Source organism: Actinomycetospora sp. CA-084318 (assembly GCF_050955885.1).
Taxonomy (GTDB): Bacteria; Actinomycetota; Actinomycetes; order Mycobacteriales; family Pseudonocardiaceae; genus Actinomycetospora.
On the sequence record NZ_CP192098.1, the window covers coordinates 2,412,935 to 2,428,114 of the forward strand.

A 15,180-nucleotide genomic window follows, 5' to 3' on the forward strand; every position below is an offset into this window, starting at 1 on the left:
GCCACCCCGACCAGCCACCACGACGAGCCCCGGGAGCCCCCGCCATGAGTCTCTCCGTGCTGATCCTGGGCCTGAACTACGCCCCGGAACCGACCGGCATCGCCCCCTACACCACCGGCATGGCCCGGTTCCTCGCCGACGCGGGGCACGACGTCCACGTCGTCACCGGCCTCCCGCACTACCCGCACTGGGAGGTGGCCGCCGGCTACCGCCGCGCCCACGGCGTCCTCCACGAGCGCGACGGCGACGTCCGCCTCACCCGGATCGCGCACCCCGTCCCCGCCGACCCGACGGGCACCGACCGCATCCGCATGGAGGCCGCGTTCGCCGCCGGCGCGGCGCGGGCGCACCGCGGCGCGCGGCCCGACGTCGTGCTCGCCGTCAGCCCCGCCCTGCTCACGGTCGGCGCCGCGCTGCGCTGGCGGGCGCCGGGACGGACCGCGGTCGGCGTGGTCACCCAGGACCTGTACGGCCGGGCGGTCGCCGAGACCGGCGCCCTCGGGGGCCGGGGCCCCCGTGTGGTCGCGGCGCTGGAGCGGGCCCTGCTGACCCGCGCGGACGGCGTCGTCGCGATCCACGAGAGCTTCCGGCGGTCCCTGGGCGACCTCGGCGTCGACGACCGCCGCATCACGACGATCCGCAACTGGAGCCACGTCCGCCCGGTCCGGGCCGGTGGGGTCGACCTGCTCGCGCTGCGCCGCCGGCTCGGCTGGCGCGACGACGAGGTCGTCGCCCTGCACGCCGGGAACATGGGCGCGAAGCAGGGCCTGGAGAACGTCGTCGAGGCGGCCCGCCTCGCGGACGCCACCGGTGCCGCGGTGCGCTTCGTCCTGCTGGGCACCGGGTCCCGCCGGGCCCACCTCGAGCGCTACGGCGACGGGATCGCGAGCCTGCAGTTCCTCGACCCGCTGCCCAGCTCCGAGTTCGAGCTCGCCATGGCCGCGGCCGACGTCCTCGTCCTCAACGAGAAGCCCGGGGTCGAGGAGATGTGCGTCCCCTCCAAGCTCACCTCCTACTTCGCGGCCGGCCGCCCGGTCGTCGCGGCCACGAGCCCCCGCAGCGCCGCGAGCGCCGAGATCGAGGCCTCCGGCGGCGGGGTGCGGGTCGACCCCGGCGTGCCGGAGGAGCTGCTCGGCGCGGTCCTGCGCTGCGGCCTGGACGCCGCCACCGCCGGGACCCTCGGGCTGCGCGGGCAGCTGTTCGCCCGCGACGCCCTGTCGGAGGTCGCGGCCCGCAACGCCTACGTCGCGTGGGTCGCCGACCTGGCCGAGCGCCGGGGCCGACGGGCCCGGCGTCCCGGACCCGTCGTCGTGACCGACCGCCCCGCCCCGGCGCCCGTGCGCGCCCTGGTCTCCGAGGAGGCGTCGTGACCGCGCGACGGCTGCAGGACTTCACCGGTGCCGGCCACGACAAGGGCCGCTCCACCGGGTGGCAGATCGCGTGGTGGGCGGTGTCCAACCTCGTCTTCCGCGCCTGGTGGTGCCCGGCGCGCCTGCGCCCCGCGATCCTGCGGGCCTTCGGGGCGCGCGTGGGCCGCGGGGTGAACATCCGCAACGACGTCCGCGTGCACTGGCCCTGGAAGCTCGAGATCGGCGACCACTGCTGGCTCGGCGAGGGCGCGTGGCTGCTGAACCTCGAGGCGATCACCCTCGGGGACCAGGTCTGCGTCTCCCAGGAGGCCGTCCTGTGCACCGGGTCGCACCGGCTGCGCGACCCCGCGTTCGCCTACGACAACGCCCCCATCGTCATCGGGGACGGCGCCTGGGTGGCGCTGCGGGCGATCGTCCTGCGCGGCGTCGTCGTGCCCGCCGACGGGCTCGTCAGCGCCGGCTCGGTCCTCGCCCGGACCCCGGACACCCCGGCCGCGCCGGCGGCCCCGGCCGCTCCCGCCGCACCGGTCATCCCCTCGCTGCCGCGGCAGCGCCGCGAGGCCCTCGGCCGTGTGCCGGGTCGGGCGGAGGGCGTGGTCCGGTGACCCTCGTCCTCCCGCCGGCGGCGCCGGAGACCGTCCCCGAGGTGTCGGGCCCGCGGCGGCTCACCGGGCTGCAGTTCCTGCTCCCGCTGTTCTCGGTGACGATCCTGCTCGCGGTCCCGGCCGCCGTCTTCGTCGCGCCCGTCCTCGAGCGCGGGCCGGCGCAGCTCGGCGTGGCGGCTGCCCTGTTCGCGGTGTCGGTCGTCTACTGCGCGCTGCGCCTCGGCGCGCTGATGTGGGAGGCCGAGCCGCGCTGGGCGGTGCTCGGGCTGTGGATGTTCTCCTACGCCTGGCTGGCGGTCGCGGGGCTGACCCAGACCCTCGCCGGCGAGAACCCGCTCGGGTTCACGCTGGGCCCGCTCGCGACCGAGCAGGCCGCGCTGCTCCTCGCCGGGCTGGTCTCCTTCGACGTGGCCTCCCGGGTGCGGCCGCGGGAGGTCTCGTTCCTGCCCACGGCGCTGACCGGACGGCTGCGCGGCCGGGTCCTCGACCCGTCGCGGGTCCTGGCGCTCGGCGTCGTCTCGCTGGTCACCGCGCCGGTGCTGGTCGCGCTGCTCGGCGGGCCCGGGGTGCTGCTGTCGGACCGCCAGGCGGTCTTCGACCAGCTCTCGTCGTCGGGGCTCTACTCCTCGGCGTCCAACGCGACCGGCGGCATGGTCGCCGTGATCGGCAACGTCCTGCCCTTCGTCGCACTGATCTGCCTGGTGAAGCTGCTCGCGGACGACCCGGCCCAGCGGCGGCGGGCCGAGGTCTGGGTGCTCGGCGCCGCACTCGTCGGGCTGAACGCCCTGATGAACAACCCGCTCTCGAACCCCCGCTACTGGGCCTTCGCGATCGTCCTGGCGTTCTTCTTCTGCTGGCGGTTCTCCACCCGGCCGGCCGTGCTGACCGCCTTCGTCACGCTGTTCACGCTCAGCTCGTTGATCATCTTCCCCTACCTCGACCACTTCCGGGTCTCCGAGTCGGCGATGAAGCAGTACGGCATCCGGACCCCGAGCTACTCCCAGCCGGTCGACTACGTGCTCGGCAAGACCGACTACGCCTCGATCACCGACATCGGCGTCGCCCTGCGCGTCGTCGAGCACCACGGGCACACGGTCGGCCGGCAGCTGCTCGGCGCGGTCACCTTCTGGGTGCCGCGCTCGCTGTGGCCGGACAAGCCCGACAACACCGCGTTCCTCATCGCGGACGAGATCGGCTTCCCCAACCGCAACCTCGACTCCCCGCTGTGGGCCGAGGGGTACGTCGACTTCGGCTGGATCGGTGCCTGCGGCCTGCTGGCGCTCTGCGGCGTCGGGGCCCGTCGGCTCGACGACGCCTTCGTCGCCCTCCGCGGGGTCCGCACCCCCGTGGTGCCGCTGGTCGCGGTCGCCGCCCCCGTCATCGCGGGCTACGAGTTCATCGTCGTCCGCGGCTCCCTGCTCCAGGCGATGGCCCGCATCGTGACGCTCCTGGTCCTGCTCGCCCTGGTCTCCCGCCCTCCCCGCACCGGCCGCCACGCGCGGTCCGGCCCCACCCTCCTGCCGCCCTCGGAAAGGACCCTCCGGTGACCGCCCGCGAGTACCTCACCCTCCTCGCCGCGCAGTGGCGCTGGATCACCGGCGCCGCCCTCGTCGGGTTCGTCCTCGCCGGCGTCGTCGTGCTGCTGACGCCCGCGTCCTACGCCGCCACGGTGACCCTCTACGTCTCCACCGCGTCGAACACCAGCTCCGCCGACGCCTACCAGGGCAGCCTGCTCTCCCAGGACCGCGTGAAGTCCTACACCGAGCTGCTCTCCAGCTACCGGCTCGGCCAGGAGGTCGTGAGCGACCTGGGTCTGCCCGACGACCCGCAGTCGGTGGCCGACGAGGTCTCCGCGAGCGTCACCCCGAACACGGTGCTGCTCGTCGCCCGGGTCACCGACGCCTCGCCGGAGCGGGCCCAGGCGATCGCCGGCGCCGTCGGCCGGCGGTTCCCGGCCATGGTCGCCGACATCGAGCGGCCCGCCGACCGCACCCAGCCGCCGACCGTGTCGGCCCGGGTGGTCGAGGGACCGGTGCTCGTCCCCGGACCGGTGTCGCCGCAGCCGTTGATCGACCTCGGCCTGGGCCTCGCGGCCGGCCTGCTCGTCGGCGTGACGATCGCGGTGGTGCGGCGCTCCCTCGACCGCTCCGTCCTCGGCCTCGCCGAGCTCGCGAAGCTCGTGCCGCGCCCGCTGCTCGGCACGCTGCCCCGCGACCGGCAGCTCGACCGGTCGCCGGTGGCCCTGCGCGACCGGCCGTCCTCGCCCGTCGCCGAGAGCCTGCGCGCGGTGCACGGCAACCTGGCGGCCGGCGTCGGCACCGACCGCGTCCTCGCCGTCACCAGCGCGATCGAGGGCGAGGGGAAGTCCACCCTCGTCGTCAACCTCGCCCTGGCCGAGGCGAACGCCGGCAGCCGGGTGCTCCTCGTCGAGGCGGACCTGCGCCGCCCCCGGGCCGCGGAGTACCTCGGGGTGCCCGCGGGGGAGGGCCTGTCCGGGGTGCTCGCCGGGCGCGCCTCGCTCGCCGCCGCCGTCCGGCCCGGTCCGGTGGCGGGACTCGAGGTCCTCGCCAGCGGACCGTTGCCCCGCAACCCCTACGAGGAGGTCGAGTCCGAGCGCATGGGAGCGGTCCTCGACGAGGCCCGCGAGCGCTACGACGTCGTGCTCGTCGACGCGCCCCCGCTGCTGCCGGTCGCCGACGGGCTCGCCCTGGCCCGCCGGGCCGACGCCGTCGTCCTCGTGGTCCGCGCCGGGTCGACCGGCGCGCCGCTCGTCCGCCGGGCCCACGAACAGCTCGTGACGGCGGGGGTCACCCCGCTCGGCGTCGTCTTCAACGGGGTGACCGGCGCGGTCGAGGGCCAGTACGCCGGCCGCTACCACGCCGACATCGCCCCGTCCGTCCCCGAGCCGCGCGCCGCCGCGAGCCACCGCCGCGCCCGCCCGGCGCCCGCGCACCGACCGGTGGCCGGCGGCGCGCACCGCACGCCCACCCACGGGGTCGCGGTCGGCGACCTCGTCGGTCGCCTCGCCGCCGCCGAGTCGTCCCGCCCCCACCGTCAGGTCCAGGAGAGGTCGTCATGACGCTGTCCGTCCCCCGCCCCACCGACGTCCGCCCCACCGACGTCCGCCCGGACGTGTTCCCGGAGGTGGCCGCCGGCGGCTACACCCGCCTCGACGGGTCCGTCGAGTTCTGGTCCCGGGTCAACGCCGTCCTGCCGCCCGACGCGACGGTGGTCGACCTCGGAGCCGGCCGCGGCTCGTTCCTCGAGGACCCGAGCGCCTTCCGCCGCTCGCTGCACGACCTCGGGCCCCGGTGCGCCCGGCTGATCGGCCTCGACGTCGACCCGGCGGTGCGCTCCAACCCGGCCCTGCACGAGGCCCACGTGATCGAGCCCGACGGACCGTTCCCGCTGCCGACCGGGTCGGTCGACCTGCTCGTCAGCGACTGGACCTTCGAGCACGTCGCGAACCCGGCGCACACCGCGGCCGAGATCGACCGGGTGCTCGCCCCCGGCGGCTGGCTGTGCGCCCGCACGCCCCGCAAGTGGGGCGCGATCGGGATCCCCACCCGGCTCGTCCCGAACGCGTTGCACACCACCGTGCTGCACCGGCTCCAGCCCGCCAAGGCCGAGGTCGACACCTTCCCGACCGCCTACCGGCTGAACTCCCGCCGGGCGCTGCGCCGCTGGTTCCCGACCACCCGCTACGCGCACTGCGTCTACGAGTTCGACGCCGAGCCGGGCTACGTCGGCCGCTCGCCGGCCGCCCTGCGCACCGGCCTGCTCCTCCAGCGGATCGTGCCCTCCCGGGCCGCCTCCACCCTGATGATCTTCATCCGCAAGGACGTGCGATGACCGACGACCACCGCCCGCTCGACGTCGACGCGATCGGGCCCAGCCCCCGCCGCCACCTCCGCGACCGCCGCCTGCGCCTGCTCGTGGCGCTGCTGATGGTCCTCGCCCCCGGCCGCGCCCGCCGCGTGCTCGCGGTGCGCCTGCTCGGGCACGACATCCACCCGCGCGCCCACCTCGGGCGGGCGCTGGTCGACGTCGACCGCCTCGTCATGCAGGAGGGGGCGGTGATCTCGGCCGGCAACGTCATCCGCGGGTGCGAGCTCGTCGTCCTCGAGCGCGACGCGAAGCTGGGGATGCTGAACCTCGTCAACGGCGTCCGGAAGGACACCGGGTTCTACGAGGGCGTCGAGCGCTCCCCGTCGCTGATCCTGCGCCGGGCCGCCCTCATCACGACGATGCACGTCGTCGACGCCTCGGCCCGGGTCGAGTTCGAGCCGTGGGCCACCCTCGCGGGTTTCGGCTCGCTGGTGCAGACGCACTCGGTCGACTTCGACGCCGTCCGCCAGGACGCCCGCCCGGTGACGGTCGGGGACCACTCGCTGGTGATGAGCCGCTCGGTCCTGCTGCCCGGCAGCCGGGTGCCGGACGCCTCGCTGGTGGCGGCCGGCGGCGTCGTCGCCCGGTCCCTGCCCGAGGAGCCCGCGCTCTACGGCGGCGTCCCGGTCCGGTCCGTGCGCCCCATCGACCCGGCGTCCGCGTTCTTCGTCCGGGAGCAGGTGGACATCCTGTGAGCGGGTCCCGCCGGGCCGCGCTCGGGGTCGCCGACCAGGTGGTCAGCTCGGCCACCAACTACCTCACCGCCTTCGTGGCGTCCCTCGTGCTCGCCCCGCGGGACTTCGGCGCCTTCGTCGTCGCCTTCGCCGTGGTCACGGTGCTCACGGCCGCCACGCGGGCCGTGCTCTCCGAGCCGCTGATCGCGCACCTGCCCGCCGTCGCCGCCCCCGAGCGGCGCCGCGTGCTCGCCGGGTCCGCGCTGGGCGCGGCCGCGCTGTTCGGGCTCGGCGGGACCGTCCTCGTCGTCGGGCTCGGCCTCGCGGGCGGCGACGTGTTCGCCTCCCTGGCCGCGTTCACGCCGTGGATCGTCGGGGTGGTCGTCGTCGACGCCGGCCGCTACGTGCTGCTCGCCCGGCTGCGCACGGGGGAGACCCTCGCGGTCGACGGCGCCTGGGCGCTGGTCCAGGGCGCGGGCCTCGCCGTCCTCGCCGTGACGGGCGCGTGGAGCCCGGCGACCCTCGCCGCCTGCTGGGGCGTCGGCGCGCTGGGCGGGCTCGTCGTGCTCGCGGCCGTGGGCGTCGAGCGGCCGGGCCGGCCCGGGGCGTGGCTGCGGGAGGGCGCCTACCTGTCGGGCTGGTTCACGGTCGTCTCCGTCCTCGGCCAGGTCCAGATGTACGCGGTCCTGCTGCTCGCCGGGCTCGTGGTCTCGACCAGCGAGATGGCCGGGCTCCGTGCCGTGCAACTGCTCGTCCTGCAGCCGCCGACGACCCTCATGGCGGCCGTGCTGGTCCTCGCCACCGCGATGTTCGCCCGCTTCCCGGTCGCCGCGGACGGGAGCCTCCCGCCGGGCTTCCGGGCGCTGCGCCGCCGGGTCACCCTCGCGATGGCGGGCCTCGGCCTGCTGATCTGCACCACGATCCCGCTGCGCGACGTGCTCATGGGGCTGCTCTTCCCGCGCTACGTCGCCGACGCCGCCCTGGTCACCCCGACCGCGCTGACGGTCGCCGTGCTGGGCCTGTCGGTCCCCGCGGCCGCGACGCTGCGCGGGATGCGGCGCGGCCGGCTGCTGGCCGGGCTGCAGGTCGTCACGAGCCTCGCGATCGTCGGCGGTGCCACGGTGGGTCTGCTCGCGGGTGGGGTGCCCGGGCTGGCGTGGGGGATGGCCGGCGCCGCGGTGCTCGTCGTCGCGGTGCAGACCGTCGCCGCGTACCGGGCGCGGCCGCGGGCCGCGGAGCCGTCGGCGTCGTCGTCGGGGCCGGCGTCGTCGATGTCGTCGTCGGAGCCGGTCGACCTGGTGCCGGAGGCGGCCCGGTGATGCCGGTGCTCGACCGCCGCGCGGCCCTCGGGGCGCTGGCCCTCGCCGTCCCGGCGGCGCTCGTGGCCTGCTCGTCCACGGTCGAGCCGGCGCTGCGGCCGGTGGCGGCCGGGGTCCGGCTCGCGACCGACTGGGCCCGGCGGGCGGCGGGCACCGGCGCAGTGACCGGCGACGAGGGCGTGCCGTTCCGGGTGGTCGCGCACGACGCGCCGCCACCCGTCGTCCGGAACGGGGCCCTGGAGGCGGGCCTGCCGGACGCGCACGCCGCCACCTACGTCCTCGCGGACGCGGGGGCCGACGTGGTGCGGATCGGCGCGACGTTCGCCTTCGGCCCCGGCTCCGAGGCCGGGTCGCTGTGCCTGGCGGCGTTCACCGGGATCCCGCTCGAGGGGCCGGTGCCGCGGTCGCGCTGCCACTTCGTGATCACGCCGCGTCGGTGGCTCTACGGGGTCATCGACGCCGGATCGCTGACGGTCCTGCGGCAGGGCCTCCACGACGGGGGGTTGCGGCAGGACGGCACGTCATACGCGGCCGAGGCGGTCGTCACCGGGTCGACCGCGTCGCTCTCGTTGCCCGACGGCTCGACGGCGACGGTCGACGACCCGCGGATCGCCGCGCTGGGCGGGCGGTTCGCGTGCTGGGAGTTCTACAAGGACGCCGCGGGAGCGGCCGACGTGCGCCTGGTGCGCAGTTGGGCAGGATGACGATGAGCGCCTCGGAGAGCGCGACCGCGGCCTGGATCGGGCCGCTCCCGCCCCCGGTGCACGGGGCCAGCCTGGTGACGGCCCGGCTGCTCGAGCGGGTCCGCGACCGGATCGAGGACGTGCGCGTCGTCGACGTCGCGGGGAGGGGGGACGGTCTCCGGCACGTCGTGTCGCGGGCCCGCGCCCACCTGCGTGCCCTCGGGGTGGTCCTCGGCCTGCCGGCGGGCGCCGTCGTCTACGTGTCGCTCTTCGGCGGGTTCGGGCTCTGGTACCAGCTGCCGGTCCTCGCGCTGGCCCGGGCGCGCGGCCTGCGGGTGGTGGCCCACCACCACTCGTACGCCTACATCACCGCGCGCGCGGTGCCGATGGTGCTGATCACGCGGCTGCTCGGGCGGGAGGACCGGCACCTGTTCCTGTCCACCAGCATGCGGACGGCGTTCCTGCGGCGGTACCCCTCGCGCGCCGACCACCGGTTCGCGAGCAACGCCCACGTCGTCGACCCGTGCCCGGCCCGCCCAGGCGCGGCGCGGTCGGGCCTCGCGCTGGTGCACGTCAGCAACCTCTCGGTGAGCAAGGGGTCGGTGGCCGCCGTCGAGACCTGCGCGGCCCTGCGCCGCCGGGGCGTGGACGCGACGCTGACCCTCGTCGGCCCGTGCGGGGACGAGGAGACGGCCGCGGCGATCCGGTCGGCAGGAGACGCCGTCCGGTGGCTCGGCCCGTGCTCCACCGCCGACGTCAACGCCGCGCTCGACGCCGCCGACGTCTTCCTGTTCCCGTCGAGCTACGTCAACGAGGCGGAGCCCCTCGTCGTGCTCGAGGCCCTGTCGCGGGGTGTGCCGGTCATCGCCACACGGCGAGGTGCCCTGCCCGAGCTGCTGCCCGCGGACTGGCTCCTCGACGGCCCGGACCCCGAGGCGATCGCGGCCCGGGTCGAGGCCCTGGGCAGCTCGCCCACCTGGCGGGCCGACGCGGCCGCCCGGGCCCGGGCACTGTTCGAGGCCCGGCGCGCCGACGTGGATCCGGTGGCGCTGGTCCTGGAGAGGACCGTCCCCGTCGCCCCGGTCGCCGTCCCCGCGCAGCGGGCGCCGCGCCCGGTCGAGGAGCTGGTCGAGGGGTAGTCGCCCTCAGACGTTCGGCAGCACGCAGACCTGCGAGGCGAACGTCAGGCCCGCCCCGAACCCGCACAGCAGCGCGAGGTCGCCGGGGCGGGCCCGACCCGTCGTCAGGAGCTCGTGCATCGCCAGCGGCACCGAGGCCGCCGAGGTGTTGCCGGTGACCGCGACGTCGCGGGCCACGGCGACGTGGTCGGGCAGGGCCAGTGCCTTGACCAGGCCGTCGGTGATCCGGGCGTTCGCCTGGTGCGGCACGAACGCGTCCAGCTGCTCGGGTTTGCAGCCGGCCTTCTCCAACGCCTCGAACACCAGCGGCACCATCCGCGAGGTCGCCCAGCGGAACACCGCGGGCCCCTGCATGCGCAGCGCGGGACGCTCGTCGGACTCCCGGGCCTGCGCCCACGTCGGCGACTGCACGATGAGGTCGGCCTGCGTCCCGTCCGCGCCCCAGGCCGACGGACCGATGCCGGGCCCCGCCGACGGGCCCAGCACCACCGCGCCCGCGCCGTCGCCGAACAGGAACGCCGTGGACCGGTCGGTGGGCTCGACGATGTCGCTCATCCGCTCGACCCCGACGACGAGCACCGCCCCGTGCCCGGCCCCGACCAGCGAGGCGGCCACCTCGAGGGCGTAGCAGAAGCCTGCACAGGCCGCGCCGAGGTCCATCGCCGCCCCGTTCACGGCGCCGATCTCGGCGGCCACCCGGGTGCCGACCTGCGGGCACGCGGTGTCCGACGACATCGTCGCCACCAGGGTCACCGCCACGTCGGCCGCGTCGACGTCGGCAGCTGCGAGCGCGTCGCGGGCCGCGGCGGCCGCCATCGCCACCACGGTCTCGTCGGGACCGGCCATCCGCCGGGTCGAGATCCCGGAGCGGGCGTGCACCCAGGCCGCGTCGACCTCGAGGTGCTCGCACACCTCCTCGTTGGTGACCACGCGACGCGGGCGGTAGGCGCCGAGCCCGAGGAGAGCGGCGGGATGGCCGGTGCTGATCGAGCTGATCGAGCCCAAGGGGGTGCCTCGCGAGACGGTCGGGGGCGGACGTCCCCTCCACGGTCACCCGGCCCCTCGGTTACTCGGAAGTCCTACTATCTGGTACGCGGGTGCAACCGGTCACAGGCGGTTCCTGTGGCTCTGCTGTGGCCCCGGGCGACGGCGCCGCGGGACACCCGTGACGGCGCTACCGTCCGCCACGTGAGCACCGACACCGCCGACCCCACCACCCTGCCGTCGGGCCCGACGACCGACGTGTCGGCCGCCGTGCGCGCGGCCCAGGAGGTGCACACGCTGCGCGTCGAGGTCCCCGGGATCGGCGAGGTGCCGCTGCCCTCGGTCGACGAGCTCGCCTTCGTCGGCGGGCTGGTGGCGCTCGGGGTCGTCGGCGCCCTCGAATGGCCGCTGGTCGCCGTGCTCGGGGTCGGCCGGCTGCTGAGCCACGTCCACCGCTGGCGCAGTCTCGCGGCGTTCGGCGACGCCCTCGAGCACGCCTGACCTACGCCAGCGCCGCCGCCACCGCCGCGCCCAGCTCGCGGTCCGGGTTCAGCGGCGCGTAGAGCACCTGCTCCGCGCCCGCGTCCGCGTACTCCCGCAGGCGCGCGGCGACGTCGTCGGGCGTCCCGTACGGCACGCAGGCGTCGACGATGCGATCCATGTCCTGTCCGTAGATCTCCTGCAGCCGCCCGACGGCGAGCTCGCGTGCCTCCACGCGCGTGTCCGCGACCGCCGACCACGCCAGCAGTCCACCGCCGACCGGTCCGCGGCCCTGCTCGGCGGCCACGTCGTTCACCACGCGCAGACCCCGCGCGACCCGGTCCGGGGAGCACAGGTAGGGCATCCACACGTCGCCGGCCCGCCCCGCGCGGCGCATCGACGCCTCGGACCGGCCACCGATCCAGATCGGGACCGGCCGCACCGGGGGCGGGTCCATCGCGTGTCCCGCGACGGCCTCGCCCCGCAGGTGGGAGCGCACGGTCGGCAGCGCCTCGTCGGTGCGCCGGCCCCGGGAGCTCACCGGCACGCCGACCGCCTCGAACTCGGCGGGGAACTCGCCGCCGACCCCGACGCCGAGCTCGAACCGGCCGTGCGACACCCGGTCCAGCGAGACCGCCATCTTCGCCGCGAGCGCCGCGGGGTAGAGCGGCAGCAGCGTCACGGCGGACAGCAGCCGGACCCGGGAGGTCACCGCGGCGGCGGCGGCGAGGGAGACGAACGCGTTCGACGTCGGGCTCCCGAACAGCACGTGCTCGCCGCTCGCGACCAGGTCGAACCCGACGTCCTCGGCCCACCGCGCGACCTCGGGGACGTCGCCCGCGTCGGCGGCCAGCATCAGCCCCAGCCTCACGCCTCGACCCCCGCCCGCTGCAGGATCGCCGCCGCCATCCGCAGGTGCACGTCGTCGACCATCTCGCCGTTCACCACGCCGACCCCGGCGCGGCCGGCCTCGACGACGTCGCGGGCGTGCGCCACCTCCTCGTCGGAGGGCGTGAACACCTCGTGCGCGAGCGACACCTGGGTCGGGTGGATACAGATCTTGCCGTCGTAGCCGAGGTCGCGGCCCTCGCCGGCGTCGCGGCGGAAGAACTCGTCGTCGCGGACGGAGACGACCGCCTGGTCCAGCGCCCCCACCCCGCCCAGCCGGGCGGCGAGGAGCACCTCGGAGCGGGCGAACAGCACCTCCTGGCTCGACGCGGTGCGGCGGCCGCCGACGGAGGCGATGTAGTCCTCGGCGCCGAAGTAGGCCGCGACGACGCCCGCATCGTCGAGCAGGTCCCGGGCCCGCGCGACGCCGCGCGCCGTCTCGATCCCGACGATCACCGGGCGGTCGCCGACGCGGGCGCGGAGGTCCGCCAGCTGCGCCCGCTCCTCGTACTTGGGCAGCACGACCCCGGCCGCCGTCGCGGCGACGGCCTCGACGTCGTCGTCGTGCCACGGGGTGGCGGGCGGGTTCACCCGCACCAGGACGAGCGACGCCGTGTCGGGGAGGCCGGTCGTGGCGGTGCGGCGCGCGGCGTCCTTGCCGTCGGCGGCCACGGCGTCCTCGAGGTCGACCGCGATCGCGTCCGGGGACGACCGCGGTGCCTTCGCGATCATGTCCGCGCGACCGCCGGGAACGAACAGCAGCGAGCGCGGGACGGTCACGACGAGGGCCTCCGGTGCATCAGGCCCGTCCGCCGCACGGTGCAGACGGTCTCGTCGCGCTGGTTGAGGGCGCGGTGGGCGAAGACGACGATGCCCGCGTCGGTCCGCGACCGCGACTCGCGCGCCTCGACGACCTCGGTCTCCACCCGCACCGTGTCGCCGTGGAAGACCGGCTTCGGGAACACGGCGTCGGTGAGTCCGAGCTGGGCGACGATGGTCCCCAGCGTCAGCTCCGGGACGCTCAGCCCGACGACGAGGGCGAGGGTGAACATGCTGTTCACCAGGGGGCGGCCGAACTCCGTGCGCGACGCGTAGTCGTGGTCGAGGTGCAGCGGCGCCGGGTTCATCGTCATCGTGGTGAACAGGACGTTGTCGGTCTCGGTGACCGTCCGCCGGGTCGCGTGCTCCACGACGAGGCCCGGGGTGAGCTGCTCGAACCAGAGTCCACTCATGCGCGGACGGCCTCCCGAAGGGTCTCGAGGCTCGAGGGGTCCTCGAGCGCGGACGTGTCGCTGCGGGCCTCACCGTAGAGCAGCACCTCGCGCATCAGCCGCCGCATGATCTTGCCGGTGCGGGTCTTCGGCATGGCCGCGGTGACGACGACCCGGTCGGGCCGGGCGAGGCCGCCGATGGTGTCGCCGACGAGCGCCGTGACCTCGCGGACGATGTCGCCGGCCGGCCCGGTCGTCGTCACGAAGGCGACCGGCACCGTGCCCTTCGTGTCGTCGGGGATCCCGACGACCGCGGCCTCGACCACCCGCGGGTGCGAGCCGACGACCGCCTCGATCTCCATGGTCGAGAGCCGGTGGGCGGCGACGTTGATGACGTCGTCGGCGCGGCCGAGCACCCAGAGGTGCCCGTCGTGGTCGACCACCGCCTCGTCGTTGGTGGCGTAGCGGCCGGGGAAGCGCGCGAAGTAGGTCTGCAGGTAGCGGTCGTGGTCGTCCCAGACCGTGCGGGCCAGCGTCGGGAAGGGCCGCGTCAGGACGAGGTTGCCCTTCGTGCCCGCAGGGACGGGCCGGCCCTCGTCGTCGACCACCTCGCAGGCGTGGCCCGGCAGGACGGTCCCGGCCGAGCCCGCCTTGAGGTCGTCGACGCCCGCGACGGGATAGGTCCACGTCGAGCCGGTCTCGGTCTGGCCGTACGCGTTGACCACGGGGACCCCGAGAGTGTCGGTGGTCCATGCGAACGTCTCGCCGTCGAGGGGTTCGCCCTGCACCGTGATCAGGGCGAGCCGGGGGAGGGGATGGTCGTGGGCCAGCGTGTCGCCGAACTTCCGCAGCATCCGCAGCACCGTCGGGGCGCACAGCACCTTGGTGACGCCGTGGCGCTCGCAGACCTCGTAGAAGCGCGCGGTCGACGGGGTGTCCAGCGCGCCCTCGTAGCAGGCGATCGTGGCGCCGTTGGCGAGGCCGCCGATCACCGCCTGGATCGGGAACGTCAGCCAGCCGACGTCCGCGGCCACCCAGTAGACGTCGTCGTCGGTGATCGCGGTCTGCCAGTGCGCGTTGGCCCAGGTGCCGAGCAGGAAGCCGCCGACGGAGTGCACCACGCCCTTCGGCCGCGACTCGGTGCCGGAGGTGAAGATGAGGAACGCGGGCTCGTTGGGGTCGAGGGGGACGAGCTCGCTGCCCTCGGGGTGCGCGTCGACCAGGCCGCGGTAGCCGGTCTCCCCGTCCTGCAGCGGCACCCCGTTCCCGGTGCGGTCGACCACGACGACGTGCTCGAGGGTCGGGGCGTCCGGCCGGGCGGCGCGCAACGTGTCGAGCAGGGGGACCGGCTTGCCGCGGCGGTAGATCGCGTCGGCCACCACCACGACCTTCGCGCGGGCGGACGCCAGGCGGGACGCGACCGCGTCACGGCCGAAGCCGGAGAACAGCACGGTGTAGATCGCGCCGATCCGGTTGCAGGCGTGGATGGCGGTGAACGCCTCGACGAGGTTCGGCATGTAGATCGCGACGACGTCGCCGCGGCCCACCCCGAGCGCGGTCAGCCCGGCGCCGAGCCGGGAGACCTCGTCGGCGAGCTCGGCGTAGGTCAGGGTCCGGGAGTCGCCGGGCTCGCCCTCCCACACCACGGCAGGCCGGTCGGGCACGGTCTCGGCCCACCGGTCCACGCAGTTGTCGGCCACGTTGATCAGGCCGCCGTCGAAGTAGCGGAAGTCGCCGAGCTCGCCGGTGCGCACGGTGTCGTACGGCCGCAGCCACCGGTGCTGCCCGGCCACCCAGGCCCAGTAGTCGTCGGGGTCGGCGTCGTGCAGCGCGCGGGCGTGCGCGATCTCCTCCGCGTATAGCGCCGAGCGCTGGTCGGGGCGGAGCGGGATGAGCGGGGCGGAGATCAGGGTGGCGAGCGCGTCGTCCATGACCGGCT

The 15,180-nt window shown here is 75.7% G+C and carries 15 protein-coding genes; 10 read left to right on the forward strand and 5 right to left on the reverse strand.

The features are described from left to right. The first annotated feature begins 44 nt into the window (after nt 1–44). Genes ACQPYX_RS11790 through ACQPYX_RS11830 form a run of 9 tightly spaced genes read left to right on the forward strand, consistent with a single transcriptional unit; the run spans nt 45 to nt 9,678 of the window. Nucleotides 45–1,370, forward strand: coding sequence for a glycosyltransferase (locus ACQPYX_RS11790; RefSeq protein ID WP_433803098.1), 1,326 nt, complete (start codon nt 45–47; stop codon nt 1,368–1,370). Beyond that, on the forward strand, nt 1,367–1,975 hold the full coding sequence (locus ACQPYX_RS11795; RefSeq protein ID WP_433803099.1) for a hypothetical protein: 609 nt from the start codon (nt 1,367–1,369) through the stop codon (nt 1,973–1,975). Before ACQPYX_RS11790 ends, ACQPYX_RS11795 begins: the two co-directional genes overlap by 4 nt. Beyond that, nucleotides 1,972–3,522, forward strand: coding sequence for a hypothetical protein (locus tag ACQPYX_RS11800; protein ID WP_433803100.1), 1,551 nt, complete (start codon nt 1,972–1,974; stop codon nt 3,520–3,522). Before ACQPYX_RS11795 ends, ACQPYX_RS11800 begins: the two co-directional genes overlap by 4 nt. Next, on the forward strand, nt 3,519–5,054 hold the full coding sequence (locus ACQPYX_RS11805) for a polysaccharide biosynthesis tyrosine autokinase (protein WP_433803101.1): 1,536 nt from the start codon (nt 3,519–3,521) through the stop codon (nt 5,052–5,054). The genes ACQPYX_RS11800 and ACQPYX_RS11805 overlap by 4 nt, the downstream gene beginning before the upstream one ends. Further along, the gene (locus ACQPYX_RS11810; protein WP_433803102.1) at nt 5,051–5,827 is read left to right on the forward strand and encodes a class I SAM-dependent methyltransferase; all 777 of its coding nucleotides are present in this window, start codon (nt 5,051–5,053) and stop codon (nt 5,825–5,827) included. Before ACQPYX_RS11805 ends, ACQPYX_RS11810 begins: the two co-directional genes overlap by 4 nt. Then, the gene (locus tag ACQPYX_RS11815) at nt 5,824–6,558 is read left to right on the forward strand and encodes an acyltransferase (protein ID WP_433803103.1); all 735 of its coding nucleotides are present in this window, start codon (nt 5,824–5,826) and stop codon (nt 6,556–6,558) included. Before ACQPYX_RS11810 ends, ACQPYX_RS11815 begins: the two co-directional genes overlap by 4 nt. Next, nucleotides 6,555–7,856: a hypothetical protein gene (locus tag ACQPYX_RS11820; protein ID WP_433803104.1), complete on the forward strand. Its 1,302-nt coding sequence runs from the start codon at nt 6,555–6,557 to the stop codon at nt 7,854–7,856. The genes ACQPYX_RS11815 and ACQPYX_RS11820 overlap by 4 nt, the downstream gene beginning before the upstream one ends. Further along, nucleotides 7,856–8,560: a hypothetical protein gene (locus ACQPYX_RS11825; RefSeq protein ID WP_433803105.1), complete on the forward strand. Its 705-nt coding sequence runs from the start codon at nt 7,856–7,858 to the stop codon at nt 8,558–8,560. The genes ACQPYX_RS11820 and ACQPYX_RS11825 overlap by 1 nt, the downstream gene beginning before the upstream one ends. A gap of 2 nt (nt 8,561–8,562) precedes the next feature. Continuing rightward, the gene (locus ACQPYX_RS11830) at nt 8,563–9,678 is read left to right on the forward strand and encodes a glycosyltransferase family 4 protein (protein ID WP_433803106.1); all 1,116 of its coding nucleotides are present in this window, start codon (nt 8,563–8,565) and stop codon (nt 9,676–9,678) included. Nucleotides 9,679–9,684: 6 nt separating this feature from the next. On the opposite strand, the gene ACQPYX_RS11835 is transcribed toward ACQPYX_RS11830, so the two are convergent. Next, nucleotides 9,685–10,683: a beta-ketoacyl-ACP synthase 3 gene (locus tag ACQPYX_RS11835; RefSeq protein WP_433803107.1), complete on the reverse strand. Its 999-nt coding sequence runs from the start codon at nt 10,681–10,683 to the stop codon at nt 9,685–9,687. Between the two features lie 183 nt (nt 10,684–10,866). Here ACQPYX_RS11835 and ACQPYX_RS11840 point away from each other — a divergent pair, with 183 nt between their 5' ends. After that, a complete protein-coding gene (locus ACQPYX_RS11840) occupies nt 10,867–11,163 on the forward strand; it encodes a hypothetical protein (RefSeq protein ID WP_433803108.1) in 297 nt (98 codons plus the stop codon). Nucleotide 11,164: 1 nt separating this feature from the next. Here ACQPYX_RS11840 and ACQPYX_RS11845 read toward each other — a convergent pair whose 3' ends face one another. The 4 genes from ACQPYX_RS11845 to ACQPYX_RS11860 are packed head-to-tail and all read right to left on the reverse strand — an operon-like array spanning nt 11,165 to nt 15,172. Then, nucleotides 11,165–12,013 (reverse strand): LLM class flavin-dependent oxidoreductase, encoded by an 849-nt coding sequence (locus tag ACQPYX_RS11845; protein ID WP_433803109.1) that lies wholly within the window; start codon nt 12,011–12,013, stop codon nt 11,165–11,167. Continuing rightward, nucleotides 12,010–12,810: an HpcH/HpaI aldolase/citrate lyase family protein gene (locus ACQPYX_RS11850; RefSeq protein WP_433803110.1), complete on the reverse strand. Its 801-nt coding sequence runs from the start codon at nt 12,808–12,810 to the stop codon at nt 12,010–12,012. Before ACQPYX_RS11850 ends, ACQPYX_RS11845 begins: the two co-directional genes overlap by 4 nt. Next, entirely contained in the window at nt 12,807–13,262 is a 456-nt protein-coding gene (locus ACQPYX_RS11855) for a MaoC family dehydratase (RefSeq protein ID WP_433803111.1), read from the reverse strand. The genes ACQPYX_RS11850 and ACQPYX_RS11855 overlap by 4 nt, the downstream gene beginning before the upstream one ends. After that, the gene (locus ACQPYX_RS11860) at nt 13,259–15,172 is read right to left on the reverse strand and encodes an AMP-binding protein (protein WP_433803112.1); all 1,914 of its coding nucleotides are present in this window, start codon (nt 15,170–15,172) and stop codon (nt 13,259–13,261) included. Before ACQPYX_RS11860 ends, ACQPYX_RS11855 begins: the two co-directional genes overlap by 4 nt. Nucleotides 15,173–15,180: the final 8 nt, after the last annotated feature.

Excerpts from the sequence above, each read along its gene's own strand:
- ACQPYX_RS11860 (WP_433803112.1), bottom strand. The coding sequence starts at position 15,172 with ATGGACGACGCGCTCGCCACCCTGATCTCCGCCCCGCTCATCCCGCTC.
- ACQPYX_RS11815 (WP_433803103.1), top strand. The coding sequence starts at position 5,824 with ATGACCGACGACCACCGCCCGCTCGACGTCGACGCGATCGGGCCCAGC.
- ACQPYX_RS11825 (WP_433803105.1), top strand. The coding sequence starts at position 7,856 with ATGCCGGTGCTCGACCGCCGCGCGGCCCTCGGGGCGCTGGCCCTCGCC.
- ACQPYX_RS11830 (WP_433803106.1), top strand. The coding sequence starts at position 8,563 with ATGAGCGCCTCGGAGAGCGCGACCGCGGCCTGGATCGGGCCGCTCCCG.
- ACQPYX_RS11810 (WP_433803102.1), top strand. The coding sequence starts at position 5,051 with ATGACGCTGTCCGTCCCCCGCCCCACCGACGTCCGCCCCACCGACGTC.
- ACQPYX_RS11855 (WP_433803111.1), bottom strand. The coding sequence starts at position 13,262 with ATGAGTGGACTCTGGTTCGAGCAGCTCACCCCGGGCCTCGTCGTGGAG.
- ACQPYX_RS11790 (WP_433803098.1), top strand. The coding sequence starts at position 45 with ATGAGTCTCTCCGTGCTGATCCTGGGCCTGAACTACGCCCCGGAACCG.